This is a genomic window from Streptomyces sp. NPDC032822 (genome assembly GCF_055578825.1).
On the sequence record NZ_JBVIOL010000004.1, the window covers coordinates 547,079 to 567,904 of the forward strand.

General features: G+C 70.2%; 22 protein-coding genes. 12 read left to right on the forward strand and 10 right to left on the reverse strand.

The window, feature by feature from the left end:
- Positions 1-203 precede the first annotated feature (203 nt).
- Positions 204-1,310, forward strand: a complete 1,107-nt coding sequence (locus tag ACZ5VD_RS14925) for a sugar ABC transporter substrate-binding protein (RefSeq protein ID WP_468553560.1) — start codon at positions 204-206, stop codon at positions 1,308-1,310.
- 103 nt (positions 1,311-1,413) lie between these two features.
- Here ACZ5VD_RS14925 and ACZ5VD_RS14930 read toward each other — a convergent pair whose 3' ends face one another.
- Genes ACZ5VD_RS14930 through ACZ5VD_RS14940 form a run of 3 tightly spaced genes read right to left on the reverse strand, consistent with a single transcriptional unit; the run spans position 1,414 to position 2,622 of the window.
- Positions 1,414-1,905, reverse strand: coding sequence for a GNAT family N-acetyltransferase (locus ACZ5VD_RS14930; RefSeq protein WP_468682415.1), 492 nt, complete (start codon positions 1,903-1,905; stop codon positions 1,414-1,416).
- Positions 1,906-1,915: 10 nt separating this feature from the next.
- Positions 1,916-2,218 carry a hypothetical protein gene (locus tag ACZ5VD_RS14935; RefSeq protein ID WP_468553543.1) on the reverse strand — a complete coding sequence of 101 codons (303 nt, stop codon included), beginning with the start codon at positions 2,216-2,218 and terminating at the stop codon, positions 1,916-1,918.
- 59 nt (positions 2,219-2,277) lie between these two features.
- Entirely contained in the window at positions 2,278-2,622 is a 345-nt protein-coding gene (locus tag ACZ5VD_RS14940) for a DUF397 domain-containing protein (protein WP_468682416.1), read from the reverse strand.
- Positions 2,623-2,808: 186 nt separating this feature from the next.
- Here ACZ5VD_RS14940 and ACZ5VD_RS14945 point away from each other — a divergent pair, with 186 nt between their 5' ends.
- From ACZ5VD_RS14945 to ACZ5VD_RS14955, 3 genes are all read left to right on the forward strand, one after another.
- Complete coding sequence (locus tag ACZ5VD_RS14945; protein ID WP_468553545.1) at positions 2,809-3,300, forward strand: RICIN domain-containing protein; 492 nt, start codon at positions 2,809-2,811, stop codon at positions 3,298-3,300.
- A gap of 121 nt (positions 3,301-3,421) precedes the next feature.
- The gene (locus tag ACZ5VD_RS14950) at positions 3,422-3,976 is read left to right on the forward strand and encodes a hypothetical protein (protein WP_468553546.1); all 555 of its coding nucleotides are present in this window, start codon (positions 3,422-3,424) and stop codon (positions 3,974-3,976) included.
- Between the two features lie 371 nt (positions 3,977-4,347).
- Complete coding sequence (locus ACZ5VD_RS14955) at positions 4,348-5,484, forward strand: methyltransferase (protein ID WP_468553547.1); 1,137 nt, start codon at positions 4,348-4,350, stop codon at positions 5,482-5,484.
- 91 nt (positions 5,485-5,575) lie between these two features.
- On the opposite strand, the gene ACZ5VD_RS14960 is transcribed toward ACZ5VD_RS14955, so the two are convergent.
- The 3 genes from ACZ5VD_RS14960 to ACZ5VD_RS14970 are packed head-to-tail and all read right to left on the reverse strand — an operon-like array spanning position 5,576 to position 8,924.
- Complete coding sequence (locus ACZ5VD_RS14960; RefSeq protein ID WP_468682417.1) at positions 5,576-6,448, reverse strand: transglutaminase family protein; 873 nt, start codon at positions 6,446-6,448, stop codon at positions 5,576-5,578.
- Between the two features lie 2 nt (positions 6,449-6,450).
- Positions 6,451-7,383 carry an alpha-E domain-containing protein gene (locus tag ACZ5VD_RS14965; protein WP_468553549.1) on the reverse strand — a complete coding sequence of 311 codons (933 nt, stop codon included), beginning with the start codon at positions 7,381-7,383 and terminating at the stop codon, positions 6,451-6,453.
- Entirely contained in the window at positions 7,380-8,924 is a 1,545-nt protein-coding gene (locus ACZ5VD_RS14970; protein ID WP_468553550.1) for a circularly permuted type 2 ATP-grasp protein, read from the reverse strand. The genes ACZ5VD_RS14965 and ACZ5VD_RS14970 overlap by 4 nt, the downstream gene beginning before the upstream one ends.
- Positions 8,925-9,259: 335 nt before the next feature.
- Between ACZ5VD_RS14970 and ACZ5VD_RS14975 the strand changes: the two genes are divergently transcribed.
- Complete coding sequence (locus ACZ5VD_RS14975) at positions 9,260-10,339, forward strand: helix-turn-helix transcriptional regulator (RefSeq protein ID WP_468553551.1); 1,080 nt, start codon at positions 9,260-9,262, stop codon at positions 10,337-10,339.
- Here ACZ5VD_RS14975 and ACZ5VD_RS14980 read toward each other — a convergent pair.
- The gene (locus ACZ5VD_RS14980; protein WP_468682418.1) at positions 10,302-11,366 is read right to left on the reverse strand and encodes a helix-turn-helix transcriptional regulator; all 1,065 of its coding nucleotides are present in this window, start codon (positions 11,364-11,366) and stop codon (positions 10,302-10,304) included. The two genes, ACZ5VD_RS14975 and ACZ5VD_RS14980, sit on opposite strands and share 38 nt — an antisense overlap.
- Positions 11,367-12,350, reverse strand: coding sequence for a helix-turn-helix transcriptional regulator (locus tag ACZ5VD_RS14985; RefSeq protein WP_468553553.1), 984 nt, complete (start codon positions 12,348-12,350; stop codon positions 11,367-11,369).
- A 154-nt stretch (positions 12,351-12,504) separates the two neighbouring features.
- Between ACZ5VD_RS14985 and ACZ5VD_RS14990 the strand changes: the two genes are divergently transcribed.
- Both ACZ5VD_RS14990 and ACZ5VD_RS14995 read left to right on the forward strand, forming a co-directional pair.
- Positions 12,505-12,717, forward strand: coding sequence for a hypothetical protein (locus ACZ5VD_RS14990; protein WP_468553554.1), 213 nt, complete (start codon positions 12,505-12,507; stop codon positions 12,715-12,717).
- Positions 12,714-13,049: a hypothetical protein gene (locus ACZ5VD_RS14995; protein ID WP_468553555.1), complete on the forward strand. Its 336-nt coding sequence runs from the start codon at positions 12,714-12,716 to the stop codon at positions 13,047-13,049. Before ACZ5VD_RS14990 ends, ACZ5VD_RS14995 begins: the two co-directional genes overlap by 4 nt.
- A gap of 235 nt (positions 13,050-13,284) precedes the next feature.
- On the opposite strand, the gene ACZ5VD_RS15000 is transcribed toward ACZ5VD_RS14995, so the two are convergent.
- Positions 13,285-13,698, reverse strand: coding sequence for a pyridoxamine 5'-phosphate oxidase family protein (locus ACZ5VD_RS15000; protein ID WP_468553740.1), 414 nt, complete (start codon positions 13,696-13,698; stop codon positions 13,285-13,287).
- 116 nt (positions 13,699-13,814) lie between these two features.
- Between ACZ5VD_RS15000 and clpB the strand changes: the two genes are divergently transcribed.
- Positions 13,815-16,427, forward strand: coding sequence for an ATP-dependent chaperone ClpB (gene clpB / locus ACZ5VD_RS15005; RefSeq protein ID WP_468553739.1), 2,613 nt, complete (start codon positions 13,815-13,817; stop codon positions 16,425-16,427).
- Positions 16,428-16,529: 102 nt separating this feature from the next.
- Here the strand turns inward: clpB and ACZ5VD_RS15010 are convergent, their stop codons facing one another.
- Positions 16,530-16,685: a hypothetical protein gene (locus ACZ5VD_RS15010; protein WP_468553738.1), complete on the reverse strand. Its 156-nt coding sequence runs from the start codon at positions 16,683-16,685 to the stop codon at positions 16,530-16,532.
- Between the two features lie 138 nt (positions 16,686-16,823).
- Here ACZ5VD_RS15010 and ACZ5VD_RS15015 point away from each other — a divergent pair, with 138 nt between their 5' ends.
- The 4 genes from ACZ5VD_RS15015 (at position 16,824) to ACZ5VD_RS15030 (ending at position 20,786) form a co-directional block, all read left to right on the forward strand.
- Entirely contained in the window at positions 16,824-17,351 is a 528-nt protein-coding gene (locus ACZ5VD_RS15015) for a YbjN domain-containing protein (protein ID WP_468553737.1), read from the forward strand.
- 679 nt (positions 17,352-18,030) lie between these two features.
- Positions 18,031-18,954: a hypothetical protein gene (locus tag ACZ5VD_RS15020; RefSeq protein ID WP_468682419.1), complete on the forward strand. Its 924-nt coding sequence runs from the start codon at positions 18,031-18,033 to the stop codon at positions 18,952-18,954.
- A 39-nt stretch (positions 18,955-18,993) separates the two neighbouring features.
- Positions 18,994-19,926, forward strand: a complete 933-nt coding sequence (locus tag ACZ5VD_RS15025) for an immunity 49 family protein (RefSeq protein WP_468682420.1) — start codon at positions 18,994-18,996, stop codon at positions 19,924-19,926.
- A complete protein-coding gene (locus ACZ5VD_RS15030) occupies positions 19,923-20,786 on the forward strand; it encodes an immunity 49 family protein (RefSeq protein ID WP_468682421.1) in 864 nt (287 codons plus the stop codon). Before ACZ5VD_RS15025 ends, ACZ5VD_RS15030 begins: the two co-directional genes overlap by 4 nt.
- The last annotated feature ends 40 nt before the right edge of the window (positions 20,787-20,826 follow it).

A 20,826-nucleotide genomic window follows, 5' to 3' on the forward strand; every position in this document is an offset into this window, starting at 1 on the left:
ACATCGGTTCACAAGGAATGAAGAGTCCGTAAAGGGCGTTTGGAGAGGGTGTCGCTCCGTCTTCACATGCAAAGCGGAGGGTGATGTTGTCATCTCGTTAAGTAGTTTCGCTTGACGCTGGGGGGCGCGTGCGCGTTGGCTTTTCAGTCACCTGGGTCGCAATGCTGCGCCCGCGTCCGCAAGGCACAGAAGTGAGCTCCGCAATGCGCCGTATCGCCATATCCGTGGCCGCGTCCACGATGACCCTCTCGTTGGCCGGTTGCGGCGCGCTCGGGGTGACGGGGGGCAGCAGCCAGGCGAGCCCGACCAAGGGGAACGACATCACCGTCGGCGTGCTGATGCCGGAGAAGACGAACACGCGCTACGAGGAGTTCGACTACCCGATCATCAAGGCGAAGGTCGCCTCCCTGACCAACGACCAGGGCAGGACCGTGTACGCCAACGGCGGGGCCAACGCGAAGAAGCAGATCAGCCAGATGGAGAGGATGATCGACGACCAGGTCGACGTCATCCTGCTGGACGCCGTCGACTCGCACACCATCGCGGACACCGTGCAGAAGGCGAAGGACGCGGGCATCCCCGTGATCGCCTACGACCGGCTCGCCGAGGGCCCGATCGACGCGTACGTCTCCTTCGACAACGAGCTGGTCGGCGAGGTGCAGGGCCGTTCGATCATCGACGCGCTGGGCGAGGACGCCGACACCTCCGACAAGATCGTCATGATGAACGGCTCGCCCACCGACCCCAACGCCGGTCAGTTCAAGGCGGGCGCGCGCTCCGAGCTGGAGGGCAAGGTCACGATCGCCGAGTCGTACGACGTCGACGGCTGGAGCCCGGAGATCGCCGAGTCCGACATGGCGAGCGCGCTGAACACGATCGGCAAGGGCAACGTGAGCGCGGTGTACTCCGCGAACGACGCCATGGCCGGCGGCATCATCAAGGCCCTGAAGGCCGCGGGCATCACCAACCTGCCGCCGATCACCGGCCAGGACGCCGAACTCTCCGCCGTGCAGCGGATCGTCTCGGGCGAGCAGTACATGAGCGTCTACAAGCCGTACCCGCAGGAGGCCGAGGCCGCCGCGGAGATGGCCGTGGCGAGGATCCAGGGCAAGGACATCCAGTTCGACGCCCTCGCCTCCGACAAGGTGGACAGCCCCAGCGACAAGGACATCCCGGCCCAGCTGGTGCCGGTGGTGGCCCTGACGAAGAGCAACATCAAGTCGACGGTCGTGGCGGACGGCATCTACAAGGTGTCCGACATCTGCACCAGCGACTTCAAGTCGGCGTGCGCGGCGGCCGGTCTGAAGTAGGGCGCTGTCGCACGCGATGTGTCCCTGATCACGATGCCGCCTTCGCGTCAGCGAAGGAAGCGAAGAAACTCCCCCGGGAGTTCCTACGGGCGGCCCGGTGTGTTCAGGCCCTGTGGACCGGTTTGCGCACCATGAACACGTCCACCGGGTCCTGGGACTCCAGGGTGAACCCGAACCGCTCGTAGAGCCGGCGGGCCGCGCTGCCCCGCAACACGTTCAGCCGGACCAGGGCGCCGTCGCGGTCGCTCCGCTCCAGCAGCTCGCGCAGGACGCCGGACCCGATGCCGGTGCCCTGGAAGTGCGGGGCGAGATAGAAGTGCTCCAGCCAGAGCGCGTCCTCGGCGGGCCGCAGCGCCACGCAGCCCGCGAACTCACCGCCGACCTCGATCACCCATGTGTGCGCGGGCTCGAACCCGTCCCGCAGCCGCTGCCGCACGCGCCGCGGGTCGTAGCGCCCGAGCCGCGTCAGATCCGGCCGCATCACGAGGGCCCGCAGCTCGACGATGACCTCGACGTCGGACGGCGACGCCGGGCGGATGTGCCAGTCGGGGGCCTGGTCCGGGGCCGGTTTCGGGTTCGAGGTCGGGTTCGGCATGATCGCCAGGTTACTCAGCATCGAGCCAGGTGAGCGAGCCCTCTTCGCCGTCTCTGGATTCCGTGACTTTCGTGAACGAGAGAGGGATTTCCCACTCGGCCGGACGTGCGGGGAGGTCGGTGAGACGCGGAGTCCCTTCGCGGGTGTACTCACCGCGCGCCCAGGCGTAGTGGGCCGGCGCCTGCCCGTCGGAGAAGGCCAGGATGAACCTGATGCCGGTCAAGTCGGCTGTCAGCGGGCCTCGTTCACCGTTCGGGTCCGGGCCTTCACCCGGTGGGATCAGCGCCGGCGTGTCCCGGAACTCGTCCAGCAACCCGGCGAACTCTTGTCGACGCATCGCCACTCGCGTTGGCAGACGCAATGAGCACCCCGTCATCTGGAGTGGGAGTCGCCCCTGAGGTGGAGGAGGGCGGCGAGTCCGGCGGGGGCGGTGGGGAGGATGACGTCCGGGGTGTCGCTCTCGCGGAGGCGGATCGCTGTGCCGGGGGCGGTGGCGACGTAGAGGCAGATCTGGTCGGGGGCTCCGCTGAACGACGACTTCTGCCAGTGCAGTTCGGACATCCGGGCCTCCTGGAGCGCGTAGCGCAAGTGCTGGACGAGGGACAACGGGTCCTTCACCGAGTGCGCTTCGGGGGTCGGCGATACGTCGACGGGATGGACGGCGTTCTCGGCGAGGCTCGTCGCCAACGTCCACCCGCACACCAGGGGCACCGCCATGCAGCGCGTCCGCCTCACCCCCGCCCGCTCCGGGCCCTGTGCCGACGGGATCGGGCGCGTCCTCACGTCCCGGTGTGGACGCACTGCTAACGACAGCCTCGACGATCGCTCGTACGTTGATCGAGGCAGCCGCCCGACAGGAACACCCACGCAACGCAGAGGGGTCTCACCCGCATGTCCATAAAAATGATCACGCGACTCTCCGCAGTAGTCGCCTCGGCCGTGTGCGCCCTGGCCTTCTCCACGCCGGCCAACGCGGTGGGCATCTACGGCCCGTTCGAGAACGTCGGAACCGGCAAGTGCCTGGCCGTTCCGCACGGGAGCAGCACCAACGGCGTCGGCCTGATCCAGTGGACCTGCGGTCAGTCCAGCGACGGACAGCAGTGGCTGATGGAGAGAGTGGCGGGCGGGAACAACGACCGGTTCGTCATCGCGAGTTGGCCCGGGTCGAAGTGCCTGGCGATACCCAACTCCAGCACGGCCAACGGAACCCAGGCCATCCAGTGGACCTGCGACTACAACGACAGCGATCAGACATGGATCTACGACAGCTGGAACCGGCTGCGGAACGTGAACAGCGACAAATGTCTGGCGATCCCCAACTCCAGTACGGCCAACGGCACCGAGGCCATCCAGTGGACCTGCTCCGACAGCCCCGATCAGCGGTGGTACTGGTGACCCCCGGCCCCTGAGAGGGGGCGATGACGGCGGTCATGGTCCCGCTCCGTCGCGCCGGGGCGCCTCGGGCGGGCCGAAGCCGACGCGCGGGCGTCGCTCGGCCGTGCGTCAGGATGTGCGCATGACACGAAACGCGCGTGCCCTGCTCTCCCTCCTCCTGTTGCCCGCGCTGCTCGCGGGATGCGGCGCGGACAAGGGGGACGGGACGGCAGGGGCCGCCGGCAGTGCCGATCTCGACGCCGCCGCCCAGGCCTGGGGCGTAGCACCGGAACTCGTCCATGTCACCGAGGTCTCCGGCTTCACCGTGTGGCAGGAGTCGGTCGGCGTGTACGGGGACGACGAGTTCGCCGCCGCGTATCGGTCCGAGAAGGGCGCCGCCCGTTTCGGTCTCTTCGTGGATCGCCGCACGCTGACGGCGGAGAACTGCCCCGGGCAGCCGCTGGTCGAGGGGGCGACCGAGCGGGTCACCTGTGAGCGCGACGGCGACGCCTGGTACCGCAGGGCGGGCGGCCACCACGAATACGCGATCCCCCGCGACGGCGTGGTGATCCGGCTCAGCGCCGACGTGGACGAGGTCGACCGTGCCGTTCTGCGCGAGGCGGCCGAGGCGGCCCACCGTCCGGACGACACCGAACTGGCCGCGCTCATGCCGGCCGCGAACGGCGCGGACAGCTGAGCGGACGACACGACGCCGACACCGTTCCCCAACACGACAGCACGGCGGTGTGGCCCTCCGTCCCAAGAGGGTGCCGCGCTCCGCCGCCGCCGAGCTCCACCGCCGAGCCCTGTCGCCGAGTCCGGTCGGCGCGCGCAAGCCCGTACAGTCGGACGTGCGGATCCGCATCACCTCTCGAACGTGCACCGAAAGGCCTGACCGTGACGCTTGGCATGGTTGTCTGGGACGCCCGCTCTCGCGCTTCGACGCGAGGGCGGTAACGGTCCCCTGGCTCACCGCACACGCCTGTCCGTCGGACCGGCGTCGGTTCCGTCTGCTCCTCGCCGAAGTGCTCTTCGTGCCCCCGCACGTTCGATCACGAGGAGTTCGCGGTGTCCGCGATCCACTGGACAGAAGGTCCCCACCAGCGTTCCGCCCGCTGGCATTCCGAGAACGACATCCCCCTGCCGCGCCGCACCGTCGTCGCCGACGACCGGACGAAGGCCGACGACGCCTACCGCCAGGCATGCGAGGGAACGGCCCTGCTCTGGCAGGGCGACTTCCACAACGCCCGGCAACTCCTGGGGGCGTTGGGCCGCCGTATCGACCGTAAGCGGCCCGGGACGCACGGCTCCCCGGGCGATCTCTTCGCCCTGCACCGACGCGTCAGCGGCCATCGCGCCCTCGTCCTCTCCAAGGTCCTGGTGCTGCTGGACGAGCACTACACCCTTGCGTCGCGCCGGGCGCCCGATGTCCGGCAGGCGTGTGTGGAGGCCTACGGCCCGGCGCAGGAGCCGACCGCCGTCTCCCTCAGGGAACTCCTGGGAGTCGTCGGCGCCCACCAGTGGCGCTTGAGAGGGGTCGACGTGCCGGCGCTCGGCGCCCGCGTCCATCCCCACTACGGGGTGTTCGCCCCGGTCAGGGGCGAGTACGTAGACCTGGTCGCCCACGCGCCGCTGCCGGCCGCGATCCGGGACAGCCCGGCCACCGGTACGGCCTTCGACCTGGGCACGGGAACCGGTGTCCTCGCCGCGGTCCTGGCCCGCCGGGGAGTCGACCGTGTGGTGGCCACGGACATCAGCCCGCGCGCCCTGGCCTGTGCCGAGGAGAACGTCCATCGGCTCGCGCTGTCCGACCGTGTCGAGGTGTCGGGCCCCTGCCTGTTCCCCGAAGGCCGTGCCGACCTGATCGTGTGCAACCCGCCCTGGCTGCCCGCCCGTTCGACCAGTCTCATCGAGCGGGGCGTCTACGACACGGACGGCGGCATGCTCCGCGACTTCCTCGCCGGGCTGTCCTCCCGCCTTCGGCCGGGCGGCGAGGGATGGCTCGTCCTGTCGGACCTGGCGGAGCATCTCGGCCTCAGGACCCGCCCTCAACTGCTCGCCGCCATCGGGGCCGCGCACCTCCAGGTCGTGGACCGGATCGACACCAAGCCCCGGCACCCACGCTCCCAGGACACCACCGACCCGCTCCACGCCGCACGCGGCGCCGAGACCACGTCCCTGTGGCGTCTGGCCGTCCGGCGGTGAGGTACGACCGGACGGCGTCCCGCCTCCCGGGGTGGAGCCGTGTCACGCGGCTCCACCCCGGGCACCGGCGGCGGCTGCCGCGGGCCGTGTCTCACGCCACCCGCGTGAACTCCACCGTCACCTCCGGCGGCCCACCGGGCACCCCCCGGTAGATGCCCTTGTGCGGGGTGACGTCGTCGTAGTCGCGGCCACGGCCGACCACGACGTGGGACTCGTCGGCCGGGGTGCGGTTGGTGGGGTCGTAGCCGCACCAGTCGCCGGCCCAGTACTCGACCCAGGCGTGGCTCTGGCCGGGGACCGGGCGGTGCAGCTCCGCGTCCCGTTCGGGGTGGAGGTAGCCGGAGACGTAGCGGGTGGGGAGGCCGAGGCCGCGCAGCAGGGCGATGGTGACGTGGGCGATGTCCTGGCAGACGCCGGCGCCCTGTTCCCAGGCCTCGGCCGCGGAGGTGTTCACGCCCGTGGTGCCGGGGAGGTAGGAGACCCGGTCGGCGACCAGCGAGGAGACGGCGACCGCGGTCTCGTGGGGGCCGAGGCCCGCCGCCGCCTCCCTCGCCCTGTCCAGCAGCGTGGCCGGGACCGTCGTACGGGTGGTGGGGTCGGCGAACTCCAACAGGCGTGACGTGGCGGTCTGTTCGGCCACCTGCGCCCAGGTGGGTGCCGCGGGGAGGCCGGCCGGCGGGTGGGTCTCGACCAGGCTCGACGCCGTGATGGTGAGGTCGGCGTGCGGGTCCATCAGGTCGAAGCCGGTGACCTGGGTGCCCCAGTAGTCCCAGTACGACCAGGTGGGGGTGGCGGGCGTGACGGTGACCCTGGCGTCCAGGGTGGTCTGGCCGGGGAGGGTCAGCGGGGTCATGCGGACCTCGTTGTGCGAGGAGACGGCCGCCTGCGCGTACGCGACGCGGGTGATGTGGCGGATACGGAGCCGGCGCGTGGCGGGTGCGTGGGTGGGTGCGTGGGTGTTCATGGTCACGCTCCTTCCTGGGCCCACTCGACGGGCCCCTGGTACGGGAAGAACCGCTCGGCGACGCCCTCCGCCGAGGCCATGCAGGCGGTCTGCAAGTCACGGAGAAGGAGCGGGAGTTGCTCTTCCAGGGCGTGCGTGTCCAGGTATTCGAGACGGGTGCGCATCCGCCCGATCGGGCGTCGCGCCGGGTCCTGACGCGGGCGGCCCAGTGCCGTCAGGCACTCCTCCGCCGTGGTCAGCGCGTGCAGCGCGGAGCGCGGGAAGTTCCGGTCCAGGAGGAGGAACTCGGCGACGCGCGGGGTGTCGCCGAAGCCGCCGTAGACGCGGGCGAACGCCTCGTCGGCGCCGCTCGCGCTCAGCAGGGTGGGCCAGTCGGGCGCGTGCACCGCGTCGAGCACCCGCACGGACAGCAGCCGTACGGTCATGTCCACCCGTTCCAGGCTGCGGCCGAGGACCACGAAACGCCAGCTGTCGTCCCGGCTCATGGTGGAGTCGGCCAGGCCGAAGAACAACGCGGCCCGGCGGCGCACCAGTTCGAGGTAGCCGTACGGTCCCGTGCGGCGGGCCGCCACGCGTTGGTCGGCGAGTGCGTGCCAGGTCGAGTTGAGGCACTCCCACATCTCGGAGGACACCGCCTCGCGGGCACTGCGCGCGTTCAGCCGGGCCGCTCCGAGCGCGCCCTCGATGGAGCCCGTCGAGCGGGCGTCGAAGGCCAGCTGGTCCAACACCTGTTGCATGTCGACGCGTTCACCGCCGGCGTCCATGCCGAGGATCGCGTACAGCGACCGGCAGGCCACGTCCTCGTCGCGCCAGGGGTCCTCCAGCATGCGGTGCAGATAGGCGTCGAGGATGCGGCCGGTGGCGTCCGCCCGCTCGACATAACGCCCGGTCCAGGTCAGGGATTCGGCTATCCGGGAGAGGATCACGTCGTTCACTGCTGCTGCGCCCCTTCCTGTACGACGGTGGGGGTGCCGTCGGGTCCGAGCTGGCGCGGGGCGACGTCCGGCAGGGGGCCGCCGCCCACCGGCGCGGGCTGTTCGGTGGGGCCCTCGGCGAGCACCCAGGTGTCCTTGGAGCCGCCGCCCTGGCTGGAGTTGACGATCAGGTTGCCCTCCTGGAGGGCGACCCGGGTGAGGCCGCCGGGCAGGACCCACACGTCGTTGCCGTCGTTGACGGCGAAGGGGCGCAGGTCTATGTGGCGGGGTGCCATGCGTTCGCCCGCGAGGGTGGGGGAGGTCGACAGGGCGACGGGCCGCTGGGCGATGAAGCCGCGGGGGTCGGCCATGACGGCCTTCCGTGTCCTCTCCAGGGTCTCGGCGTCCGCCTTCGGGCCGATGACGATGCCCTGGCCGCCGGCCCCGTCCACCGGCTTGATCACCAACTGGTCCATCTGGTCGAGGACCGCGTCCAGTTGACCGGGTTCGTCCGGGCGGAACGACTCCACGTTGGGGAGCACCGGTTCCTCGGAGAGGTAGTAGCGGATCAGGTCGGGGACGTATGTGTAGAGCAGTTTGTCGTCCGCGATGCCGTTGCCGACCGCGTTGGCGAGCGTGACGTTGCCCGCGAGGGCGGCGCCCATGATGCCGGGGCAGCCGATCACCGAGTCGGGGCGGAAGTGGAGCGGGTCGAGGAAGTCGTCGTCCAGGCGCCGGTATACGACATGGACGGGTACCTCGCCGCGGGTCGTGCGCATCCACACCCGGTTGCCGCGCACCACCAGGTCGTGCCCCTCGACCAGTTGCACGCCCATCAGCCGGGCGAGCAGCGCGTGTTCGAAGTAGGCGGCGTTGCTCGGCCCCGGCGTCAGGACGACCACCCGCGGGTCCTGGACGCCGCTCGGCGCGGCGGCGCGCAGGGCGGCGAGCAGCCGGTGGCAGTAGCCGTCCACGGGCACCACGTGCTGTTCGGCGAAGAGGGACGGGAAGATCCGGGTCATCGCCCGGCGGTTCTCGATGACGTACGACACCCCGCTCGGCACCCGCACGTTGTCCTCGAGGACCCGGAAGTCCCCGGCCTCGTCCCGGACGAGGTCGATGCCGGCGACATGGATGCGGACCCCGCCCGGCGGCTCCACGCCGTGGGCCGCGCGGTGGAAGTGCGGCGAGTTGAGGAGCAGCCGCCAGGGCACGACCCCGTCCTCGAAGGCGCGGGCGGGCCCGTAGGCGTCGGCGAGATAGGCCTCAAGGGCCCTGACCCGCTGGCTCACCCCGCGCTGGATGAGATCCCACTCCAGGGCGTCCAGGATCCGCGGCACGAGGTCCAGCGGCCACGGCCGTTCCTCGCCCGCGAAGGCGTAGGTCACGCCCCGGTCCGTGAACGCCCTGGCCATCTGGTCGGCCCGGAAGCGCAGTTCGCTCGGCTCGATCGGTTGCAGTGCGGCCAGTACCGGCTCGTAGGCGGTCCTGACCTCACCCGGCCGCTCGAACATCTCGTCCCACGCGTCGGCCAGCGCGTATGCGTCAAATATGTCCGCCATGGCCCGACGGTAAGTGCGGTTCGTAACGAGCTGATCACTGCGTGATTTCCGGCAGTTCTCGCGGAACCGGGGCGGGTCGGCCCAGGCGGTGAGGGGTGCGGCCACGCCGGTCCGGACGGCGGGTGGCCGGACCGGTGGCGCGGGTTCCGCCGGGCGTCCGGCGGGTACGGGACACCCCCGTCAGTTTGTTGCGACCGGACCGCCGGAGGCGTGGAGCTAGTGGGGCATAGCGGTGTTTTCTCCCCGCCGGGAGAGGGGGAGCCGTGTTGCGGAGCGGGTCGGGTCCGCGCATAGTTGCGCTGCGGAAGACGCTGGAACCGGGGGTGGGATGGGCGATGGCCGGGCACGGGACGGATGGGCACCCGCACGGTGCTGACCGACTGTGCGAGGCCGGGGATCGCGTGTATTCCCGGGCCGTGCGGCGCGGCCGGGTGCCGCGCGAGGACGCCGAGACGGTTCCCTGTCTGCTCGAACTGGCCCTGCTCCACCCGGATCCCGACGACATGGACTGGCTGGTGCCGACGGCCCCCCAGGAGGTCATGACGCGGCTGCTGCGCGGGCTGTACGACGAGGTCAGCGACAGCCGGCGGCGGATGGGCTCGGCGGTCGCGGCCTTCGAGTGGTACGCGGGCCTCGGCCCGCAGCCGCAGGCCGCCGCCGCGGAGGGCAGCGCGATCCGCGTCCTCGACGGACTCTCCCGCATCCAGGCCGCGATGGACGAGGCGACGGAGGCGTGCACCACGGAGGTCCTGACCGTCCAGCCCGGCGGCATCCGCCCCGAGCACGAGCTGACGGAGGGCCTGCACCGGGCGTTGGCGCTGCGCGGCCGGGGCGTTCGCATGCGCGATCTGTACACACACGTGGCACGGCACGGGCAGGGGTTGCTCAACTACCTGGAGCTGATGGGCGGCACGGTCCAGGCACGCACGCTCGACGAGGTGATCGACCGCCTGATCCTCTTCGACCGGACCGTCGCCTTCATCCCCGCCAACGCGGACCGCACCCTGGCGTTGGAGCTACGGCACCCGGCCCTCGTGGAGTACCTGGTGACGGTCTTCGAGCGGCTGTGGCGGCTCGCGATCCCCCTGACCGCCCCGCTTCCCGACACCGGCATCGAGGGCATCTCGCACCGGGAGCAGTCCATCGCGGCGCTGCTCGCGGAGGGCCACCAGGACGCGGTGATCGCGGAACGGCTGGGGATCAGCGTCCGCACCTGCCGGGCGCACATCGCGCGGCTGTCGGAGACGCTGGGCGCGGCCAGCCGTACGCAACTCGGCGTCCGGATCGCGCAGGTCGGCCTCGACGGCGCGGCCCGCCCCGCCGACGTGGGGACCACCGCCGACCTGGGCACCGCCGCCGACCTGGGGCCCGAGCCCCTCACCCTTCCTGATCAAGGATCCCGGACCGTCCGATGAGGAACCCGAGCTGAGCCCTGCTCTCGCTGCCGAGGGTGGCGGCGAGTTTCGCGATGTGGACGCGGGCGGTGCGGATGTTCATGCCGAGCCGGTCGGCGATGACGGCGTCGGTGTGCCCCTCCACGAGAAGGGCCGCGATGGCCCGCTGGCGGGGCGTGATGCCGTTCAGGGTGGGCTGCCGGACGGCCTGCGGGTACATCGGCGTGGCCAGCCGCCACAGGCGGTCGAAGGTGGTGGCGAAGAAGTCCACCAGTGCCGGGTGGCGGACCTCCAGGGCCAGCTTGCGGTCCTTGCTCGCCGGCACGAAGGCGACGGTCCGGTCGATGACGATCAGCCGCTCGGTGACCTCGTCGAGCGTGCGGGCCTCCACGTCGCCCTGAAGTTGCTCGTAGCGGGCGATGACCGAGGGGGCGTGGCGGACGGTGTGCTGGTAGAGCGTCCGGATCCGGCCGCCGCGGTCGAGCAGCGCCTGGTCGCGGGTCAGCGCCTGCGCCTGGACGTCGTGGGCGGACCGGGTGTGGCTGGTGTGCGGCTGGATGGCGAGGAGTTCGCCCGAGGTGGCGGCCATGGCCCGGTGGATGGCCTGGCCGATCCGGTCCAGACCGCTGAGGACGGTGACCGTCGGGGAGTTCTCGGCCCCCGTACGGCGACCGTCGATCCGCATCAGCGGTTCGAACAGGTCGGCCAGCCGCTGCTCGCGCCGCCGCTCGTCCGCGATGCGGTCCTCGGCGGTCCGCAGCATCCGGTGCAGGGCGACCGCCGGGGCGACGGGCTCCAGCCGGTCCAGGTCCGCGACGGCGGGATGCAGCAGGCCCGAGTCGACCAGACAGGGCGCCGCCGCGGCGTCGGCGACGCTCACATGGCCGGTGCGCAGGGCCCGCTCGTACAGCGCTGCTCCCGCCGCGCACAGGTCCTCCACGGCGTGCTCCGGGTGCGGCGGCACGCCCACCGCGTCGGCGCCGGGGGCCGCGCCCGGGTCGCTGTCCACGTCGCTGTCCGGGCCGCCGCCCGGTGAGGAGGCCGGCATTCAGTGGCCCTTGTCCAGGATCCCCGACTGGGCGATGAGGAAGCCGAGCTGGGCCCGGCTTCCGCTGCCCAGGGCCGCGGCCAGTTTGGCGATGTGGGCGCGGCAGGTGCGGACGTTCATCCCGAGCCGCCGGGCGATGGCCTCGTCGACGTGGCCCTCGATGAGGAGCTTGGCGATGGACCGCTGGACGCCGGTGATGCCCTCGGGCGTGGACTCGTAGGGAATCTCGTCCATGAGCGGTGTCGCCCGGTGCCAGAGCTGCTCGAAGACCTTGATGAGGTACTTCACGAGACCGGGATGGCGCAGTTCCAGGGCGACGGTCCGGTCGTCCTGGGCGTCGATGAAGGCCACGTTCGTGTCGCAGATGATGAGCCGCTCGATGAGTTCCTCGAGCGTGCGGATCTCGACCTTGGCGCCGGCCATCTTGTCCATGTACGCGTAGGTGCTCTGGCTGTGCCGGACCGTGTGCTGGTACAGGGTGCGTACGGAGATGCCGCGCTCGATGAGCGGCTGGCTCCGCTTGAGGGCCTGGCTGAGGATGTGCTCGGGGCGGCTGCCTCCGGGCTGCACGGTGAGGACCTCGGTGCGGGCCTCGGCGATCGCCACGTCGAGTGCCGAGTGGATCCGGTCGATGCCTTCCAGCACGGTGATCGCGTGCGTGGTCGCCGGTTTCTGGGCACCTATGTCCAGGAAGGGCTGGAAGGTGTCGGCGAGGTCCAGGGTGAGCCGGCGGCGGTCCTGGATCTCCCGTTCCAGTGGCTGGAGCTGCTGGGCCAGCACGACGGACGGCGGAACCGGTCGGAGCCACTGGGCGTCGTCCGGGTCGGGGTGGAGCAGCGCGTACTCAAGCAGACAGGGGGCGGGCTCGACCTCGTCGCGGGACACGCGTCCGGCGACGAGGGCGATCGCGTAAATACGCGCACCTTCGGCACATAGGTCGGCAATGCCGTGCGGATGTGCCCCTTTTGTGCTCTTCGATGGCAAATCTCCACCCCCCAGGGTCCTGAACGTGCAGGAACATGATGCATCCCTTGTGTGGCATCTACGTGCCTGAATGAGCCATCGTCTTGTTTCACGGGGGAGAGGAAGCCATCAAGTGAGGACGAAGCCGACCATGATAAAGAGAATGCTTCGCTCGGTGCTTGCCATTGCCTTCGTCGGCGCGCTGGCCGTCGGTGCGGCCGGTCCTCTCGACGACGTGGGTTGGTCGACCCCGGCCGACCAGGTGAGTGCAGCCACTCCGGACGTCGGCTGGGCCGTCACCGCCGAGGGTGATGTCGGCTGGGCAGTCGTCGCCGGAGACGGTTCGCAGGACGTCGGCTGGTCCACCCCGGCGGGCGCGGACGCATGACCACCCCACCCGACGACCGGTCCTTCCGCCGCGAGATGGCGACCGCCTATCGCTCCGGCTGGCACTTCATCGACCTTGTCACCGCGATCCCCCACGCCGGTGACTCGCTGATGGTGACCGTCTTCGGAGAGCCGGTCGTCGTGACGCGGGACGAGGACGAGGACGTACGGGCCTACCGGTGTCTGCGGCGACCGCGAGGGGCCCCCCAGCCCGTGCGGTGTGCCATTCGGTACGGAATGATCTTTGTGAACCTGGACCAGCGGGACCATCGACTGGTGGAGCCGGAGGCTCCGCCGATGAGGACCATCTCAGCCACCCCCCGCAGTGCCTGACGCGATTCCCCCGTCGTAACAGATCGCTCAGGTACTTCCCCCCGCAGCGGCGTCACCGTGACCTGAACACGGTGACGCCGCTGCAGTTTTGCGCGAAATATCCGGCTATCGGGCGGATTCGCGGACGGGCCGGGTGTGGCCAAAAGCAATCGATCTTGCGTACGGGTCGGCTTCCGGCGGGTCGTAAAGACCGACCGCCCCGTCTCTTTCTCCCGTCGGGACGGCCGCCGCCCCCTCAGCCCCGCCCCATCGCCCGCGTCAGCTCGATCTCGATCGCCACGCGGGTCGGGTTCGGGCGGGGCGCCCGCCCGTAGCGCTCCTCGAAGCGCCGCTCCGCCTCCGCGACCCGCTCCGGCTCCGCGCGGACATGCGCCCGGCCCTCCAGCGTGGCCCAGCGCCCGCCGTCGACCTGGCAGACCGCGACCGGGGCGCCCGCCGGGCCGGCCGCCAGGATGTTGCGGACCTTCTTGCTCGCCCGGTCCGCGATCACCCGAGCCAGACGGCTCTGCGGGTCGTATGTCACGGCGACGGGCACGACGTGCGGACTGCCGTCCGGGCGCGGGGTCGTCAGGGTGCAGTGGTGTCGTTCGGACCAGAAGGCGAGGTACGACGCGTCGGGGGCACCCGGGTCACGGGAATGTGCGGCCATGGTCCGGAACCTAGTCCCCGTGGACTTCCCCTCCACCACCTTGAGTGGAATAGACTCAAGTTTGTGTACGTTGCCCGAGTCAGGACCCAGTAGGACGCCAGGAGGAGACAGCGAACGTGGACGCCGAGCTGACCAACCGGAGCCGGGACGCCATCAACGCGGCCGCGAGCAGGGCCGTGACCGAGGGGCATGCCGACCTCACCCCCGCCCACCTGCTGCTGGCGCTGCTCCAGGGCGAGGACAACGAGAACATCGTCGATCTGCTGGCCGCCGTCGAGGCCGACCAGGCCGCCGTGCGGGCCGGCGCGGACAAGGCGCTCGCCGCCCTGCCCAGCGTCACCGGGTCGACCGTGGCGCCCCCGCAGCCCAACCGTGAGCTGCTCGCGGTGATCGCGGACGCCGGTGAGCGCGCCAAGGAGCTCGGGGACGAGTTCCTCTCCACCGAGCACCTGCTGATCGGCATCGCGGCGAAGGGCGGTGCCGCCGCCGACGTACTCTCCGGTCAGGGGGCCACGGCGAAGAAGCTGGCGGAGGCCTTCCAGAAGGCAAGGGGAGGACGACGCGTGACCACAGCCGATCCCGAGGGCCAGTACAAGGCCCTGGAGAAGTTCGGGACCGACTTCACCGCCGCCGCGCGGGAGGGCAAGCTCGACCCCGTCATCGGACGGGACCAGGAGATCCGGCGGGTCGTGCAGGTGCTCAGCCGCCGGACCAAGAACAACCCCGTGCTCATCGGCGAGCCCGGCGTCGGCAAGACCGCCGTGGTCGAGGGGCTCGCCCAGCGGATCGTGAAGGGCGACGTGCCCGAGTCCCTCAAGGACAAGCGGCTGGTCGCGCTCGACCTCGGCGCCATGGTCGCCGGGGCGAAGTACCGCGGCGAGTTCGAGGAGCGGATGAAGACCGTCCTCGCGGAGATCAAGAACTCCGACGGGCAGATCATCACCTTCATCGACGAACTGCACACCGTCGTGGGCGCCGGCGCCGGCGGCGACTCCGCCATGGACGCCGGGAACATGCTCAAGCCCATGCTCGCCCGCGGTGAGCTGCGCATGGTCGGCGCCACCACGCTCGACGAGTACCGCGAGCGGATCGAGAAGGACCCGGCGCTGGAGCGCAGGTTCCAGCAGGTGCTGGTCGCCGAGCCCAGCGTCGAGGACACCATCGCGATCCTGCGCGGCCTCAAGGGACGGTACGAGGCCCACCACAAGGTCGTCATCGCGGACAGCGCGCTGGTCGCCGCCGCCACCCTCTCCGACCGGTACATCACCTCCCGCTTCCTCCCCGACAAGGCCATCGACCTGGTCGACGAGGCCGCCTCCCGGCTCCGTATGGAGATCGACTCCTCGCCCGTCGAGATCGACGAACTCCAGCGCGGCGTCGACCGGTTGAAGATGGAGGAGCTGGCGATCGGCAAGGAGACCGACCCGGCCTCGCGCGAGCGGCTGGAGCGGCTGCGCCGCGATCTCGCCGACAAGGAGGAGGAGCTCAGGGGCCTGACCGCCCGCTGGGAGAAGGAGAAGCAGTCCCTCAACCGGGTCGGTGAGCTGAAGGAGAAGCTCGACGAACTGCGCGGCCAGGCCGAACGGGCCCAGCGCGACGGCGACTTCGACACCGCCTCCAAGCTGCTCTACGGCGAGATCCCCACCCTGGAAAGGGACTTGGAGGCCGCCTCGCAGGCCGAGGAAGAGGCGTCCAAGGACACCATGGTCAAGGAGGAGGTCGGCGCCGACGACATCGCCGACACCGTCGCGGCCTGGACCGGCATCCCCGCCGGCCGCCTTCTGGAGGGCGAGACCCAGAAACTCCTGCGCATGGAGGAGGAGTTGGGGCGCAGGCTGATCGGCCAGACGGAGGCCGTGCAGGCCGTCTCGGACGCCGTACGGCGCACCCGGGCCGGTATCGCGGACCCCGACCGCCCCACCGGCTCCTTCCTCTTCCTGGGCCCCACCGGCGTCGGCAAGACCGAACTCGCCAAGGCCCTCGCCGACTTCCTCTTCGACGACGAGCGGGCGATGATCCGCATCGACATGAGCGAGTACGGCGAGAAGCACAGCGTCGCCCGGCTCCTCGGCGCGCCCCCCGGCTACATCGGCTACGAGGAGGGCGGCCAGCTCACCGAGGCGGTACGCAGGCGGCCGTACAGCGTCGTCCTGCTCGACGAGGTGGAGAAGGCGCACCCGGAGGTCTTCGACATCCTGCTCCAGGTGCTGGACGACGGCCGCCTGACGGACGGTCAGGGCCGCACGGTGGACTTCCGCAACACGATCCTGGTGCTGACGTCCAACCTGGGCAGCCAGTTCTTGAGTGGGCACAGCCCGGTGGACCGGACCAGCAGCGAGGCGGAGAAGAAGCAGCAGGTGCTGGACGTGGTCCGGGCCTCCTTCAAGCCGGAGTTCCTCAACCGGCTCGACGACCTGGTGGTCTTCTCGGCCCTGTCGAGGGACGAACTCGGCCGGATCGCCCGGCTCCAGATCGACCGCCTCGCGAGGCGCCTCGCCGAACGCCGCCTCACCCTGGAGGTCAGCGACGCGGCCCTGACCTGGCTCGCCGACGAGGGCAACGACCCGGCCTACGGCGCCCGGCCGCTGCGCCGCCTCGTCCAGACCGCCATCGGCGACCACCTCGCCAAGGAGATCCTCTCCGGCGAGGTCAAGGACGGCGACACGGTCCGGGTGGACGTGTTCGGCGAGGGCCTGATCGTGGGCCCGGCGACCGGCAAGACACTCTGAGCGGACGGCACGGGCGGTGACGATGGGACACCGCCGACGATGACGATGGGACGCCGGCGGTGGCGTGGGGCACGGCGGAACACCGGCCGTGCCCCACGGCGCTCAGTTCGCCAGCACCCAGATCACGACCAGGACGAGGAAACCGGCCACGGCCAGCGCGGGCAGCCCCAGGATGAGGGAGACCACCCCCCACCTGGTCCGTCCCCGGGGCGCGGCCCCCACCTCGTACCCCGTCGTCCCGTCCTCTGTCCCTGTCATGAACCCCACCCTCCACGGACCCGGTGGTCCTCTACCGGACAGATCCTGTCAGCTCAGGGCTGACAGTTCCCGTCGGGGTTGCCACGCCCCTCCCCGCATGGGAGAGGATGGCGGAATCCGTACGAAGGGAAATTCACGGTGACCATCGACCCGTCCTCGATTCCGAACTTCGGGGGCCAGCCAGAGCCGCAGCCCCAAGGAGCGGCTGGCCCCGTCGTCCCGGATCAGGACCTCGTGAAGCAGCTCCTCGACCAGATGGAGCTGAAGTATGTCGTCGACGACGAGGGTGACCTCGCGGCGCCGTGGGAGCAGTTCCGTACGTACTTCATGTTCCGTGGCGAGGGCGACCAGCAGGTCTTCTCGGTGCGGACGTTCTACGACCGGCCCCACAAGATCGACGAGAAGCCGCTGCTCCTGGAGTCCATCGACGACTGGAACCGGCGCACCCTGTGGCCCAAGGTCTACACGCACACCCATGACGACGGCACCGTCCGTCTGATCGGTGAGGCGCAGATGCTGATCGGCACCGGCGTCGCCCTGGAGCACTTCGTCTCCTCCACGGTGAGCTGGGTGCGTGCGGCCATCGAGTTCGACAAGTGGCTCGTCGAACAGCTCGGCCTCGAAGAGGACGTCAACGACGCGGAGAAGCCCGAAGAGGACGAGTAGTCCCCTGGCTCCGCGCAGCAGTCCCCGCGGGACCAAGGCCTGAGGGCCTGACGCCCTGCGGCGGCGTCCTTGAGCTGTACGACCAGATACGCGCCGTAGCCGAACGAGAGCCCGGCCAGGGCACCGACCACCACGGTCGCGTGCCCTGGCCGGGCTCTCGTCCGTCCGTACGGGCGCCCGCGCGAGCGGGAACGCGGGAGGCGGGGAGCGAGAAACGGGAAACGGGGAGGGGAAAACGGGGCTTCGACTCGAAGAAGACGGTCAGGCGCCGTGCTTCGAAGCCGTCTCCTGGCCGCTTTCGCAGGCGAGTTGAAGACCGGACGGCCACCGTTCCCGAGGCGGCCGGGCCTCGGCCGCCGTCCGTGTCGCGGGGGCACCGGGCCCTTGTCCGCGAGGGTCCGGCGGGCCACTGACCTCCCCAAAGAACCGGGGGAAAGAACTACCCACCCACCCACCCTCCCCGGCCGCGAAGCCCGCGTCACCCGTCCGAGTGACCGGCTTGCAGGCGCGGGATGCGGGCGGTTACGTTCGCCGAAACAACCGCAAACAGATACGGCCCCCGGCCGGGACTGCAATCCCGAACGAGGGCCTGACCAACCAGGAAGAAGCACCTTCCCAATGGCTGAGCCGCAGTCTAACGCGCGCCTGCGCGCCGACGACCGGAGCACCGACCTCCGGCGTGATCCACATCCGCACCCGCCTCACGGCCGACTTCACGGTGCTCTCCAACGCCCTCGCCCAGCGACGCGGCAGCGCGGTCACGGTCGGTGTGGCCGTCTACATCCTCTCCCTGCCCACCGGCACTCCCGTGACCATCACCGCCCTGTGCGAGCACTTCACCGAGGGCGAGATCCTGATCTCGCGGGCGCTCAGGGAGCTGGAAGCGGCCGGTTACCTGGAGCGCCGCCGCGAACGAACGCCCACCGGGCAGGTCCGCACCCGGACGTACTTCTACGACGTCCCCGGCGGCGACCCGGACCTGGATCCCGTCCCCGGTCCGGACCTGGATCCCGTCCCCGGTCCGGACCCGGATCCCGACCCCGGTCCGGACCTCGATCCGGATCCGGACGGGTCTCGCGAGCCGCCGAAGCCGCGCAGGCCCCGAAGGCAGACCGCCACCGCTGCGGTCGCGCCCCCGTCCCTGTCCCCGCCCACGCCCGCGAAGGAAACGGTGGGCCCGCCGGTCCAGGCCGAGGCGGAGGCGTCGATGCCGATCCCGCTCGCCGAGGCCGACCCGCGGGCCATCGCCGTACTCGCCGCCCTGCGCCGGGTGGACCCCCGACTCGTCCTGTCCACGCGGGAAGCCGCAGGGCTCGCACCGGCCGTCTCCCGATGGCTCGCGACAGGCCTCCTGCCCACGCAGGTCACCGACCACCTCACCGCAGGACTCCCGGCAGGTCTCCTGATCCGCCCGGCCGGTATCCTCGCCTACCGGCTCAAGGAGGCACCTCTGTCCGCACCGGCCCGAGGCGCGGGGCCCGCCGTACGTTCGGCGATTGCGCCCCTGCGGAACTGTGATGGATGCGACCGGGGGTTCCGCTCGGCGGAACCCGGCCGTTGCCGGGACTGTCGATCCGGGGACCCACTCCGCGCAGCCGGCTGAGCCCATGACCGAGGGCGCGGTCCAGTCCAGGAGCCATTGATGTCTACATACGTGTCGCGGCAAGAGTTTCCCGCTGGAGACCCGGTGCGCATCCTGGAGATGAGTGACGAAGGCACGCTCGACTCGATCGAGGACCTGTCGGAGTCACCCGAGATGTTCGGTCTGACGTTCCTGGGGGCCGTGAGTACGGCCAAGCTGCACAGTATCCACGACCCGACCGCCAACAAGTCCGAGACCTGGGAGGCATGGGTCGCCGCGATGCAGGTCGGCTCGGCTCTCTTTGCGGCGGCAGGTACGGAAGAGGGCCCTGTCGAGTGTCGCATCGCGCACAAGATGCGGGCGATTCCGGCTGTCGGCGCCCAGCACTTCACTGACGCGGGCAACTGGGTCACGGCGTTCTGGTTGGCAGTCATCTGCCGTGACCAGAACCGAATGACACAGCTTTCGCATGTGCCGGTCGGTCTGTTGCGAGACTCCGGCGCGGTGTACGACGAGTACATCTACGACTGGGGCGACGCGCTCCAGAGGTATTGGCTGGAGCGCCCTGAACTCGGCGAGAAGTTCACCGCAGCTTTCCAAGGCACTGACCCCGAGCAACTTCAGGTTGCCGATCGCGAGTTGATGCTGAAGGTTCTCTACCCGCCGCTCAACCTGTTCCTGCAGTTCCTCAAGCGAGACGCGGAGCAGTTCAACGCCGCGCTTGTGCGGGCGTTGCAACTCCACAGGGAATACTGGACCAAGGACGAGGACCGCCGGCTGACCACCGATGGAGCCGTGGCCGTGGGCCCACTGGCCATTGCCTGTCTCGCGTACGACGTGGGCATGCCTATCGAGGTCGAGTCCGAGTATCTGCTCAAGCGCAGCTGGCTCGGTGAATTCGACACCCGAGAAGCGCAGCCGCCTTCACCTGCCCGGGGCTCGATATTCGAGTGGATGAGCCGGTTAGACACCAGCAAGGGGACTCTTCCGTGACCGTAGTCATTCCCAGGCATGGCCTGCCGACAGGACCTGACGCCGAGCGGTCCGCGGAGCGGCTCAGCGAGCGAGTGGTCAAGCGGATCGACCATCTCGAAGAGTCCACCGGCATGATCGACTTCGTGTTCGGCACCTCTGTCATGGCACTGCGTGCCCGCTGTGTCGTCGACCCGCGTGCGGCGGCCGTGGAGACGTGGGAGGCAGCGGTCAATGCCCTGCAACTCGGGTCGGCGCTGTTCGCCGTGACGGGGGTGAGTGAAGGGGCCGTCGAGTGCCGGATCAACCGGAAGCTGAGGACTCTTCCGGCTGCCGGGCCGCTTTCGACCGCCGATGCCGGTAAGTGGCTGACGGCGTTCTGGTTGGCGGTTATTTGCCGTGAACAGGAGCGGATGACGCAGCTCTGCGAGATCCCGTTGGAGCGGTTGCGTTCGCCGGAGGGGCAGTACGACGAGTACATCTACCACTGGGTCGACACCCTGCAGACGTACTGGCTGCGGCGGCCGGGCCTGGTGGAGAAGCTGACCGCGACGTTCGAGGCGTCCGACCCCTCCGTGGCGCGGATCGCTCCGCGGGACATGCTTCAGGGGCAGCTCTATCCGCCGATCAACCTCTTCTACCACTTCGTGCGCAGGGACGTGGAGGGCTTCAGCCCGGCTCTGGCCGAGGCGTTGAAGCTGCACCGGGCGTACTGGACGCTGAACGAGGAGCGGACGACGGACATCGACGGCAGCATCGCGCTGGGGCCGCTGGCCATCGCGTGCCTCGCCTACGACGGGGAACTGCCCATCGATGTCGAGTCCGAGTACCTTCCCAAGCACCTGCTCCAGCACAGCTGGCTCGGGGAGTTCCCGACCTGAGTGTGGGGATGAGGCGGTGAGGGGTCCGGCGGGGGAACCG